We start from the raw sequence: 12,608 nt of genomic DNA, 5'->3' as shown, positions 1-12,608 counted from the left end.
GTAGGCACCTAAACAGAACTCACGATCCTCTGCTAACCGGATGTCATGTTCGTCGGACATTTCCCGCAAGACGCCGAGCCATCCATGAACTATCCACCCCTTGCATTCACCGCTAACCTTGATTTGTCACCGCAAAAAACGATGACACGGACGTGCAAGTCCGGGTAAAAGACGACGCGCAACGTCATTGGTCGCTGATCGGGCATTTCCCTGCTCGCGCAACCGACTGTATGGCGGCTGTGCGCGGGAGATCCTTCTTTCGAGAATGATCTGCCGGGTCCGTCTGCCCGGTCTTGCACACCTGCGCACAGCTGCCACCTTATTTGCGTGCAAGCGAACGGTAGTGGCTCCTCACATACAGACGGAGATACACCCATGTTCAAAGTGACGCCCAACCCGCCAGAAAACACTGGCACCCCAACCGAAGAACCCCTCGACACCGAAATGCTCGACAGAGAAGCCGCCGACCGCGCCTTCGCCCACTACTTTCCGCCTACCGTCGACAAACTGTTCAAACGCCGCAAAAGCGGACTCTTCACTATCTCAACAGGCATTGACCCGGAAGCCCTCCTGGCCAACGCCTCCGAAGACATGCTGTCCATCAGCGCCATCGCCGCCAAATTAGCGGACGACGTAGAGGGCTCGAACCGCTCAGTGGCACTCGCCCTGAGCAGAATCGCCGATGGTGCACAGCTCATGGTCGAGTGCGCTTTGGACCATCTGGAAGATTTGATAGCGGCGAGAGCGAGACAGACAGTGAAAACTTAAGATACGTCCAAGGGACGGATAAAATCCGTCCCTTATTCGACCACTTGGATATAGCTGAGACTTACAACTCTATTCATCAATCAAAATGGCGCTCGCTAATAACCAAGCTGTAACCGTCTTTTTTCCAAAAAAAGTCACTTGGTAGAACAGTCCCTCATCCCCACGATGGTAATCATTTAGAACTACTTTATCTCCCTTAATCAAATAAGATTGTTTCTGATCAAAACTCTCACTAGATTTTTTTTCATAGAAATGAGCCTTTTCGATTGCCACTGTAGCCCTGACTGGAACAGCTTCACCAGGCCTTACAAGAACCGGAGGAGCACAAGATTTCTCATTGCACGTTTCTACTCGCTCTAATTTTTCTGAAAATTGCTCTCTTTGCTCACAGAAAAAGAAATCTTTTGCATTAATCGAATAGCAGGCCGTATCTTTCCTACTTTTCGGCCCATCCATATACTCGCTTATGATTTTATCATTTAAAAACTCTGGATTAGTTACCATTTTTACGGAAGATGGCTTAAACCTACCAGAAGCCTCATCAAAGACGAACAAAGAAAAACTCTCATTCACATCATTTTCTGAATATTTAAGCGCAATCACACACACATCAGAGTCAGTAACCGAGCCAACAAAGGCTGAAAGGTCTTCATCCTGCTCATCGAGATTTAAACTGTAGCGCTTACCGGAAGAGGTCCTTATGCCAACTTTCCCATTCCGAAGCTGAATAATTGAATCATTCCCTACACATGGAACCCCAATGCTGCTCTCACTCTGCTGCCTTATCGTGACATGTTGAAAATCAGCATAGCAAGACGTGGCAGCGAACAGAGAGCCGAGTATAAGCAGCGATATATATTTCACTTCATAGCCTCATTTATGTTTTTGAAACAGTTCTTGCCTTTCAGAGTAAAAAGGGGACAGAGGTATTCAAATATAAAATAAACATATCCCCTTTTCACTTATGCGTACCCTTTGCCGAATCGCCGATCGCGTGCAACTCTTGGAGGGCCGTGCGTTTGACTATATGGAAGAGTTAATGGCAACGAGGCGAAAAATTTAAATAATCCGTCCCATTTGGTACTTTTGATTAGTCGAGCAGAACAAATAAATCTGTCACCTTTCGCGCCCTTTACTAATTTAACTGCTCGACCCTGACTCCTAAATTAATTCAATCTTTCCTTAACCCTACCAGGAGTTTTACTTTCCATATTTTTCTTCCTCAGCGCACTAATGTATTCAGCATAGTATTGTTTAGCCTCATTTTTCTTTCCAAGCGCCCATAGAGAGTCAGCAACGTTGAGCTTTAACGGCACCCTGTCCGGCGCGACAACTAATAAACGGTCATAAATCTGCATCGCTAAAAGATGTTCACCTGCCTGAGCAAAATAAAACCCCATATCGTTATATTCAGATATATTTTTCTCAGGGGGATAACATGCCATATAAGAGGGAATACCCATGAAAATATAATCCCTCAGAAATCTGGCGCGCGATTGATTTTCAGCATCCCGCAAGGCATCAGTAATTAGAAGCTTTGGAGGCTTACCTTCTTGAGAAAAATCAAATAACTCCCCCCTGGAAGTTTTCCACTTTCCATTTTGCCACGTCCCTTCACACTGCTGCACTGATCCTATATTTTTAATGCAGCCGGTTTCCATTGAAATCACGTCACAATATGCCTGCGAAGAAATAAAACTATTACCCTTGTCATCCACCACCTCCCCAGCGTCAGTTCGTTGAATTATCAAGTATTTTTTATATGGAGAAAGAGAATCCGTATCAGGGTTTGCTACTATCCCGTCCTCCGATGGCTCCATTCCAATAGGAACGGCATATACTTTAAACGACACTGACATAGCGCTATATTCTATATCACGCCAGCCGCCGTATTTTTTATCGAAGCTTCTAGCACTCAAAGAAGTACCTTTCACCCCTTTTACTTCCATAGCCACTGCATCTGCATGAGCCGTCTGCATGGACAAAAAACAAGAAACCACAAGTACAAAAAATATATTAAACATTCAGCGCAGCCTTTAATTTAATAAACCTTGACCCCGGATCCGTCATCTCAGGGTGACCCGGCCCGTAAATATCTACAATCCGTCGCTCATATAGGGGGTGGAAAAAATGGGAAGAGACCGCGTATTTCGGATCATTACTAAAATGTGGGCTTTCCCCATTTTCACCCCAAAGACATGCTATCCATCTGCGCGATAGCTGCCAAATTAGCCGACGACGTCGAAGGTCCGAACCGCTCCGTGGCGTTGGCCCTCAGCCGAATCGCCGATAGTGCGCAGCTTATGGTAGAGCGTGCGCTGGACACCTGGAAGAATTGCTTGCGGTGAGGCAGGACGGGAAAAGAGAAAATAAATCCGTCCCCGTTGATTACCGGACCGGGGTCAGACCACATCGTTTTGATTATTACTAAAACGTAATCTTCGCCCCAATTCAACTAAACAACCACCACCGACCGCTGCCCTCACTTAAAATCTTCGGCACTTTTTGGAAGCGCCTCAATCCCTTTTAAGGCATCCCAATTGATAAATGCGTATCCACCGGCTTCGCAAGACTTCCTAGAGACAAGTTTTCCATCTTTCAAAACAGCCAAATAGCTTGTATATGCCTGCGCAACAAAGTACGTATATCTGCCAATATAAAATTTTATTGTATTTAGGTTGGCACTACCCTCCGAGGCATTTACAACATAAAATTGCCCTTCTGGTGGTATTTTACTTTGAGGGTATACAAGCTCAAGTTTTTCAGGAGTGCCATATCTATACTGTACATAACCTGAGCTCGGTTTTTTATTACCCGAAGCACACACTGATACAACCTTCCCATTAGGGAGCGGGCAACTAAAATAAATAGCCTCCTGCGATTCACAAAGCGTAACTTCTTTATCCTCACCCGCAAACACTGAAAAACTAGAAAAGCCACACACAAAAAATACAACTAACACTCTGAAATATTGCAGCTTGAACACAACACACACTAAGCTTGCTTTCATTTAAAATACTCTTCACTTCCCGACTCTACATCTTGAATTCTAATCAACAGCTTTACATGAGGAACTGCACAATAATCGACTTGCAGTATCTTCGCGGAGTAGAACGGCTCCGCTTGGGCCGCGCCGTTAAAAACCGAAATAGTCGCAATGCAAAAAAGGTAGAACGATATTTTCAATCACAAATATTAACTCCATTTAAAAAATGCACGAAAACTACTTCACCTATGAAACATACGAGATGGATAAAGTCCCATACGGTCTCATTGAGATTTCTAACCACCCAATCTAAATATTGTTATTAACTGTACGAAAGTTACGAAATTAATCCGTCCAACACTGTTGAAACTGGTAGTAACACAGCGCCGATAAAACAAAAAGCAAAGCGCTCACCGTTTTCAATCCTTGATTTATTCAGGTCATCAGGCTTTGCTAAGAGACAGACGTGACAGATCTATCTGAACGTCCCACTGAGATCGAAACCACTGAGCATAACAAATAAATCTGTCTCGTTAGATTTTCGTCACCTTATCACTCGTTTGCTATTTTACTTAATAAGCTTTGAAAGTCACTCGCCGGGCCCGTAACCACATTCTCCGTCACTAAGATCCGGAGGATATGTCTTATCACTGTTCTGATACCAATCAGACAAAGAACGGCTGAGACAATATGTGGACTTTTGATCATCAAAAAACAAAGCAATCATTTCACTCACCATCGCGCCACGATTAGGAAGGAATAATTCAATCTTATACAAAACATCAGGCATGGCGGCGCTTCTCGACTCATTTATCTCTACCGCACCTTTGAATTCACAAGGAACACCATCGAATAGCGAGAACAAAGCAGAATTTGAGTATTTATAGACCGAGCAAATTTTATCAGCGCTTTTTGGAGAGACAAAAACCAAATACTCACTCCCCCACTTCAAGGCTCCCCCAGTTTCAACCTTTATCTTGTCGACACCCAAACTATTTCTTTCAGATATAGCGTCGAGCACCACACGCGGAAGCTCAGTTGCTACTGTAAGCTTTTCACCGGAATTGGCATAACTATTACCTACAAAAACCAGCAACAAAAGAATTAGTATATTTTTCATGATGGCTACTCATTGAATAGATGCTGTCCATCAGCGCCATCGCCGCAAAATTAGCTGACGATGTCGAAGGCCCGAACCGCTCGGTGGCATTGGCACTGAGTCGAATTGCCGATGGCGCGCAGCTCATGGTGGAACGTGCGTTGTATCATCTGGAAGAGTTGATAGCGGCGAGGCAGGAAGCGAACACGTAAGCGGAACGAGGGGACTGATTGGGTTAAATAAAAAATCCGTCCTCACTTTCCAACTATTTAAAGGAAGCCGGGGACAGACAACGTTTTTTCGGATCATTATTAAAACGTGGTCTGTCTCCATTTCATCTCTTACTCTAAATCACCTTCGTATTTTTGCGATTCTGGGTTGAATTGCCAGATGTGAGGTGTAGTCAACGGCTCACCATTTTTCTGTTGAATACTTCCGCCAGAGTTTCGCTTATAAGAAAAAACTTTAATGTCTCTAAAACCTTTATTTCGATCTTCACCCTGATCCATAATTTTAACATCGGCAAAATATGAAGCACCCAATGACTTAAGATAACCATGACACTGGAGTAAAAAACTAAAAACTTTATCGCCACTTGACCCGACACCTGTTGAAGCTTCAAAGATGAAATCGTCATTACCGTCCTGATTTAGATCAACGGTGTAGGCAATACGCCCGTGATCCACTAAAAAATCCTTACCTTCCTGCGTTGACAATACTTTCGTCTTACCGTACCCAAGATTCCAATCAGTAATAAAACTCTTCGAGTCTTGCTCTGGATTACATATCTCGCCCACAGAAGACCATGCGATAGCAGGACAAAAGACAATCAACAGAAAAAAATGTTTCATAGATCATACATCCATAATGAAGGAGTTTCTGCGGTTTCTGCCAGCTCTAACCTCGCACTGTGGAGATTTGGACCATACTGGATCGCGATAGTAATGGAGTAGTTCAGAGTGGAAAGTGGGGACAGACCAAGGTTTTGGATCATTAATAAAACGTGGTCTGCCCCCATTTTCACCACAAATAAATCTGCCACCTTTTCTCACTATCAACTTTTCTCATTGTGACCTTTTTTCATTTTTTTGCTATTTTGCGAAGATCTAAAAAATAGTAGGGTGACGGATTTAGCCAAGTCCATCTCCTTCTCCTCGAAGTGATAACCGGAGTCACTGATCGACAAGATCTATTAAATTAAGCGCTTTTCCATCGAACTCATAGAAACGCAATCTGTTACCTTCTTCGAGGTCGTTACCATTTACATCTACCTCTGGGTCGGCTGCGACCCCCATAATCATGAGCAATTTGCTGTCCGATTGGTAGACGGCCGCATAGGGTGCTGTTCCGTCATTTCCAACTATGTAATATGCATTAGGAAATGATGTCACAACCTCTCCGGTTTTTACGTCAAGAACCTCCCCACATATCGCGCCGCCACCACAGCCGTTTGCGTAAACTACGTAATGACCAGCAAAATTTACGGGGCGCTTAATGGCACTCTTTCGCCCCTCATCCCAGATTTTATTTTCATCACTCACCACAACATCATGATGTTCGCCCTGAAATATTTCGTCGACTTTATAGTTTTCAAACCGCGGTGTATCAGCCTTAGCGAAACACGAAAACAGAAAAAGTGTGCCCAACCAAAATAAACGAAACCCCAAAAATTTAATTGCCATTATTTTTTGACTCCTCCAGAACACGAATCATGTCAACTGGTAATATGTGAGCGGCATTTGTACCAACGCCATCATAATACGACTGTCCTTCAAAGCTTGCGACCCTGGCTAACATTACCGGTTTTCCGTCTTTCATTTCCGTGACTCCGTTCTCGTCTTTTTTCGACACGGGGCTTATAGTTTTACCTTTTCTAACACCTGCCGAGGCGAATTCTAAAGCCCAGGCGTAAGCAGCTTTTTCGATATCGCCATCCCCTTCCAGATATTGGATGAACGCCTTGCGTTTAATTCTTATTAAGTATTCTTCGAAAATTTTGTCCTGCATCTTTTCATCAAACTTAAGACTGGTATCAAGCTCAAGTTTTTTCACAGCACCATTGATCGTGTCAGCAATCATCTGATAGCGACCCGCCGCAAGAACATCACGATCCATTTGTTTTTTCTGAAGTTCAGCGATTGTCCACGTCGTCAAATCAGTTTTATAAAAGGATTGGTGTCCACCCTTCGTTTTATTGTAAGCAGTGTAATCGTTATTCGACTCTACACTTGCAAGCAAATTAGCAAATGCGCTGTGCGCCCAGCCTTTTCCAGGCACGGCAAACTTCATGAAATTATTGACAAACGCGATAGGGTGAAAATGATAGACCTGTTTTGGTAGTGTCATCTGCAGCACACCCGCCAGTTCATCCCAAAAAACCAGTTTATCGATGCGTTCTTTTTCATGCTTCAATAACTTCGGAGAGTCTTCGAGTAATTTATCAAGACGACTCCACTTCGGTTCAGAGGATTTCGCCTGCCATTCGGTCGGATGGTAAGCAATCAACTTTGTCCACTTATCCCGAAATTCCACATTTTTTAATGCCGAGTTCAAGTCTGCGGAAGTTACTTCACCATCTGTGTTACCCAGAGCGTCGAGTTTCGCATGCAACTCTTTAAAAAAAGGCGGCATGGTGTCAGGATCAAGAAAACCATCCGAGTTTTCATCGCCCTCTTTGACAACTGTAAATCCTAATTTTGCCCAATCATGCTGGGATATCAGCTGAGCTCCTGATGATGTAAATGTCACATCCGCCTTTTTTATCAAGCCCGTCAGTTTCTTATCTTTCTCTGTCACAGTCGGCTCATACCACTCGACTCCCTGTGAGTCTTTGAATGTGGTAACCGAGCCCATAGGAACTGTATGTTCGGACTCAAGGGTCGAAGACTGCCCGGCGGCTGCTTTACTGGCGAGTACCGTGCCGGCAGGCAGCTTCATGTAACTCATGCCAACTTTCAGGGCTGCTTCATTCTGCAAGAACTTATCGAGTCCCGTATCACTGGTGAATATCTCAATATGGGCATGATATTTACTGGTGGTCGAACCCTCAACTTTCCCAGGGTTCTCCTGCAAGCCTAAAAACCCAACCGGATGACCCGCTTTGATAGGTGCCTGGCACGCGATTACCTTATCGAATTCGGTTGGTGTGGTTTCGGCCCAAGCGACCATTCGACCTTTACCGATATCTTCCACGCAGGCCCAGAAAATCGGTGGGACAGCTCCTGCACCTCTCAAACCGCCGGACAGACAAATGCACTCAGCCATCCGAACAAGAGAACTGCCAACTTTCAAGTTGAATACTTTAGTACCGTCGAACTTAATTTCACTGTTCAAACAAAGGGCCATTTCCCCCATCGGTTCACCGGCACTCTCACCATTGGCAAGTGTACTCGGCACAGCGTACAACGGTAATCCGTTCGGGGCGGTGACACGTGCCTTTACTACCCCCTTCCAATAACCAGGCCGAGTTCGTTCCGGAGGTAATATTGCGCTCCAGATAGCAGTGTCTTTTTTGTTGGTTAATACCACACCGTCTTTCTTGTATGCGAACCATGCTTCTTGCCCGACCTTCCTGTTTGGAACCTTTCCGCTTAACAACTTTCCTTTGGCATAAGTAATGCCGTTACTGGCAAGCTTTTCGTCTAGAACCTCGAAAACGGTACCAACAGAAATCATTCCGTACTTTTCACACCCCGGCCCATCCTCGACATCACTGCGGGCTGTAAAATCCCCCACCTTGAACTTTATCTTCGGCTTGCCCAGCTCTTCCTCTGTCGGCAAATAGCCTTTGTATGGCATAAGGTGCATATAGAGGCTGAAAAATACTAAGCTATTTTGTTTCTTTTTATTTGCACCCTCTTCCGGATTAGCGAGCGACTTATAGTCATGTCGAACTAGGCAAAAAGAATTAGAGTATTTGAGCTTGGCCGGCTTATCGCCAGAATAATCCGACTGAAGATAATCTTCGTTGAGGCGATAGGCGACAACTACCCCATCGGCCATGCATCGAACGGGCTCATTCTTTACACAGTAAGGGGCACTGGCATCGCTAATATGAATACCACCATGCCAAAAACCATGATTGCCTAATAAAAAATTCCCCGATCCTTCACTTTCGAGAGCTTTAAAGATCTCCTCGGAGTCCTTGAACTGTGTCCCGTCAGATTTTCTAAACGGGTACTGAAAGTTCATTAAAGGATAAGCGGTTGGCGCTGGCGGGGTTACGGGAGCAGGTTCTGGGGTAGAGGCAGGCTGGGATCCTGTCTTAAAAATCTCTTTAACTCGTAAAAACTTGATTGGCATCGGCCAAAAATTTGAGCCTGTTCCAAATTTAGCGGTAGCGGGACCAGTAGAATTTTGGGAGCCAAAAAAATTCCCACTTTTATTTTCCACATCGATATCTTCGACAAACCCTGTATGTGTTGGCCAAAGCGCAATGTCTCCAGGCAATACATCTTTCCATTCGATTACATCATAATTCGTGACATTTATCTTCAGAGCAGTAGTATTGTTGTATGGAACTTTATAACCGGCCGTTTTTAGCATTTCCCATACTAAGGTTGAGCAATCAATCTCTTTCTTGCCGTCGCCATCAGTGTCTTTGCCTTTGCCGTCGCCATATACATAGTCGCCTTTGTTATAGAGCGATCTCTGCTCAAGTACTCCGGTAGTCATTGGTTAGCTTCCTGCTTAAAGCAAAGTGAGGACTCAGTTTTTACATTTTCGGCGATAAGTCGCGCCGCATTTTTTTTGGATAATTCAAATCCTTTGTCGGCTGCCGCCTGGAAACATGCAAGCGCACGACTTGGGCTGGTTATACCCAGAGAGCCCCTCTCGTATGAGAGCCCTAATTGATTCATTGCTTCCATAGAGCCGAGCTTCGCTCCCCCTTCAAGAGCGTTAAGAGATTTCTCGGGGTCTGCGCAGGGGCGTGCCTGGTCATAGCGCCCCCCGTCACAGTAGAAGTTCGCGAGTGCAAGATTTGCTGCTCCAGAGGTGCTAGCTGCATTGAACAACAGTTCAAGAATTCTCGAGTTCTCTAGGCGTGGTGCTTGACCTGACAAACTCAACAGGACTGCTTGATACCCAGCCTCTGTAGACCCCTTATCTGCGCCGTCCAAGTAGCTATCAAGTGCGGAAATATAAAGCTGAGTCGATGCTGGAAACGCTGCTTCCATTGCCAAATCGACCAAAATTTCCCCTCTTCTCAAGCTGCGCACTCCTGGGGGAAGACTCGATATATCAATCTGGGAGTTCAGCACAGCGCCTAGTGACCAGTTCTCAACCCTGCTCAAAGACCAGCAATCGGTTTTTTGGAATGTAAGAATCTTCAGCAAATCTCCTTTCTGATTACGAACGAAAAGCTTATTCGGTAGTTGAACCATCACAGCCAAACTCGACATTTGGACTGCCTCGGGAGAGAGCATGCTCAACTCATCAGCGCCCAAAGTTTCGACTTCTCGCTCAACCACTTTAGCTTCACGGCCCTCTGCAACAACCTCCATAAAGTGAATAGGTGAAGTGGTGAACGCGTGCTGCACCTCTGGCTCAGCAGAAAACACCTTCACAAATCCTTCAAAATTTTCGGCTGGGCATTGCACGGCGAATACGTCAGAACTGAGGCCCAATGCCAGCAACATGGTCCATTTCAAGCGGAATCTGCCGGGGTTCTTTTTGCTTGTCATCACAAAACTCATCACTCAGAAAACACAAAAAAAGCCTTCGGCTTAACCTTCTCAGGCGGCGAATTAGCCAACGCCTGATCCATCAAACTCCCCGCCTTATCCTTATCCGCCGCCCCCGGCAGCACCGGCGGTTTAATCCCGATCCCGGTCCCATCCCCAGGCGACCCACCCGCATTAATCTTCACCACCGGCCCAACCACCGTCACACCACCGCCATCGAGCTTGATAAAGCTCCCACCCCCAAGAATGGTCAGCTCAGTCCCCGCCTCAATAACAATCTTGTCCCCAGCCTTGAGATGAATCTCTTTCCCCGCGCTGGTCAGTTGCGCAGTGCCCAGTTTGATGTGCTGGTTCTGTCCAACTGTCAGGTGATCATCGATTCGCGTTTCAACCTTGCGGTCGGACACTGTGGTGCGGTGTTCTTCGGCCTTGAGCTCGGTGTAGGTGTTCTTCTCGACGGTGTCGTGGCGTTCGTTGCCGACCCGAATCTTCTGGTCGCGCTCAACGTTTTCATCCCAGTCGCGCTGGGCGTGGATGTAGATTTGCTCCGCGCCTTTCTTGTCTTCGATGCGCAGCTCGTTGTACCCGCCGCCACCCGGTGAGCTGAGCGTTTTGAACACGCTGCGCGTATTGTTCGCCGGCAGTGCATACGGCACTGGGTTTTCCTTGTGGTACAGGCAACCGGTGACGAGGGGTTGGTCGGGGTCGCCTTCGAGGAAGGTGACGAGGACTTCCATGCCGACGCGCGGGATGCTGATGGCGCCGTAGCGGTCGCCGGCCCAGGAGCTGGAGACGCGCAGCCAGCAACTGGTTTTGTCGTCGGCCTGGCCTTCGCGGTCCCAGTGGAATTGCACCTTGATACGGCCGTATTGGTCGCAGTGGATTTCTTCACCGGCGGGGCCGGTGACATGGGCGGTCTGGCTGCCGAGTACACGCGGTTTCGGGTGTTCGAGGGCCGGGCGGTAGAACACGTCCCACGGGGTGCCGAGGAAGGTGTTGCGGTAGCCCTGGTGGAAGTCGTCTTTGTTGTCGGTGGTGTCGCTGGTCACGCCTTCTTCGAGGACTTGCGGTTGTTTGCCTTCGTGGAAGATTTCGGTGAGCAGCCACAGGTCGTTCCACTCGCTGCGCGGGTGGTCGGACATTTCCATGAAGTGGCCCGTGACCAGGCGGGTCTGATCGCCGCGACCTTCGGCCTGGCGGTAGTCGGCGCGGTGGCGTTCGAGGGCGCGTTGGCTGAGGAACTTGCCGCGCGCGCGGTCGATGAAGCGGCCGGGGTAGTCGTAGTCTTCCAGATCCGGTTCGGCGCTTTGGCTATCGGGAGCGGCGTCCGGTTTGTACGCCGCTTCCATTTGCAGACGTGGTTTTTCGAAGTCGTAGTCGCGGCGGGTGACGCGGCTGGTGCGGGTTTCCAGGCGCAGGCGGAATCCTTTGATCACCGGCTCGTCAGCCACCATGCCGCTGCCTTGAATGTAGGCGGTCGGCTGGCCGAGTTTGGGGAACACGGTCTGGTCGTCGCCGAACACCAGCAGGTGCCCTTTCGGGGTGTGCTGGAAGTGGTAGTGGATGCCTTCCTCTTCGCACAGACGCTGGACGAAATGCAGGTCGGTTTCGTCGTACTGCACGCAGTAGTCGCGATCCGGGCACGGCTGGCTCAACTGGAAGTTGTAGGCGTTGCCTTTGATGCCGTGTTCTTCGAGGATCAGCGCGATGATTTTCGGCGCCGACATCTGCTGGTAGATGCGTTGGTTGGTGCGGTGATGCAGGTATTGCAGTTGCGGCACCAGCGACACTTTGTAGCGGGTCAGGCGCTTGCCGGCATCGCCCTGGGCGACGCGGTAGATCTGGCCGTGAATGCCCGAACCTTGTGGATCGAACGCCAGGAATGCCTGTTTGTGCAGGAGCTTTTCCAGGTCCAGATCAGGATTTTCACTGACCAGTTCGAGGTCGAAGCGAAACGGCTGGCTGATGCCTTCGGTGCCGGTGAACGACAGCACTTGCAGGTCGCCGACATAGTCTTCGACCGTCAGGCTGAAGTGGGTCTCGTTAGCTGAGTTGAACATTGTGTGTTCCC

10 protein-coding genes and 2 pseudogenes are annotated in these 12,608 nt (G+C 47.6%); 3 read left to right on the top strand and 9 right to left on the bottom strand.

All coding sequences use genetic code 11. The features are described from left to right. Positions 1-375: 375 nt before the first annotated feature. Positions 376-768 (top strand): DUF6124 family protein, encoded by a 393-nt coding sequence (locus ACZZ0B_RS27135; protein ID WP_463546663.1) that lies wholly within the window; start codon positions 376-378, stop codon positions 766-768. A gap of 69 nt (positions 769-837) precedes the next feature. Here ACZZ0B_RS27135 and ACZZ0B_RS27130 read toward each other — a convergent pair whose 3' ends face one another. Next, positions 838-1,632: a hypothetical protein gene (locus ACZZ0B_RS27130; protein ID WP_463546662.1), complete on the bottom strand. Its 795-nt coding sequence runs from the start codon at positions 1,630-1,632 to the stop codon at positions 838-840. 302 nt (positions 1,633-1,934) lie between these two features. Further along, the gene (locus ACZZ0B_RS27125; RefSeq protein WP_463546661.1) at positions 1,935-2,792 is read right to left on the bottom strand and encodes a tetratricopeptide repeat protein; all 858 of its coding nucleotides are present in this window, start codon (positions 2,790-2,792) and stop codon (positions 1,935-1,937) included. Positions 2,793-2,960: 168 nt separating this feature from the next. On the opposite strand from ACZZ0B_RS27125, the pseudogene ACZZ0B_RS27120 reads away from it, so the two are divergent. Then, positions 2,961-3,116 (top strand): annotated as a pseudogene (locus ACZZ0B_RS27120) (DUF6124 family protein); the annotation flags it as partial. Positions 3,117-3,250: 134 nt separating this feature from the next. On the opposite strand, the gene ACZZ0B_RS27115 reads toward ACZZ0B_RS27120, so the two are convergent. Then, on the bottom strand, positions 3,251-3,778 hold the full coding sequence (locus ACZZ0B_RS27115; protein ID WP_463546660.1) for a hypothetical protein: 528 nt from the start codon (positions 3,776-3,778) through the stop codon (positions 3,251-3,253). Positions 3,779-4,343: 565 nt separating this feature from the next. Further along, a complete protein-coding gene (locus ACZZ0B_RS27110; RefSeq protein ID WP_463546659.1) occupies positions 4,344-4,874 on the bottom strand; it encodes a hypothetical protein in 531 nt (176 codons plus the stop codon). A gap of 20 nt (positions 4,875-4,894) precedes the next feature. Between ACZZ0B_RS27110 and ACZZ0B_RS27105 the strand changes: the two are divergent. Beyond that, positions 4,895-5,065: pseudogene (locus ACZZ0B_RS27105) on the top strand (DUF6124 family protein); the annotation flags it as partial. Positions 5,066-5,194: 129 nt separating this feature from the next. Here the strand turns inward: ACZZ0B_RS27105 and ACZZ0B_RS27100 are convergent. From ACZZ0B_RS27100 to ACZZ0B_RS27080, 5 genes are all read right to left on the bottom strand, one after another. After that, entirely contained in the window at positions 5,195-5,704 is a 510-nt protein-coding gene (locus ACZZ0B_RS27100) for a hypothetical protein (protein ID WP_463546658.1), read from the bottom strand. Positions 5,705-6,025: 321 nt separating this feature from the next. Beyond that, positions 6,026-6,535: a hypothetical protein gene (locus ACZZ0B_RS27095; RefSeq protein WP_008078698.1), complete on the bottom strand. Its 510-nt coding sequence runs from the start codon at positions 6,533-6,535 to the stop codon at positions 6,026-6,028. Next, complete coding sequence (locus ACZZ0B_RS27090) at positions 6,525-9,527, bottom strand: hypothetical protein (RefSeq protein WP_463546657.1); 3,003 nt, start codon at positions 9,525-9,527, stop codon at positions 6,525-6,527. The genes ACZZ0B_RS27095 and ACZZ0B_RS27090 overlap by 11 nt, the downstream gene beginning before the upstream one ends. Next, positions 9,524-10,537, bottom strand: a complete 1,014-nt coding sequence (locus ACZZ0B_RS27085; RefSeq protein WP_008078702.1) for an SEL1-like repeat protein — start codon at positions 10,535-10,537, stop codon at positions 9,524-9,526. The genes ACZZ0B_RS27090 and ACZZ0B_RS27085 overlap by 4 nt, the downstream gene beginning before the upstream one ends. An 11-nt stretch (positions 10,538-10,548) precedes the next feature. After that, entirely contained in the window at positions 10,549-12,597 is a 2,049-nt protein-coding gene (locus ACZZ0B_RS27080) for a type VI secretion system Vgr family protein (protein WP_463546656.1), read from the bottom strand. Between the last annotated feature and the right edge of the window lie 11 nt (positions 12,598-12,608).

This window comes from Pseudomonas sp. AC247, assembly GCF_979258015.1.
This window is presented reverse-complemented; position numbering and strand designations above follow the sequence as displayed.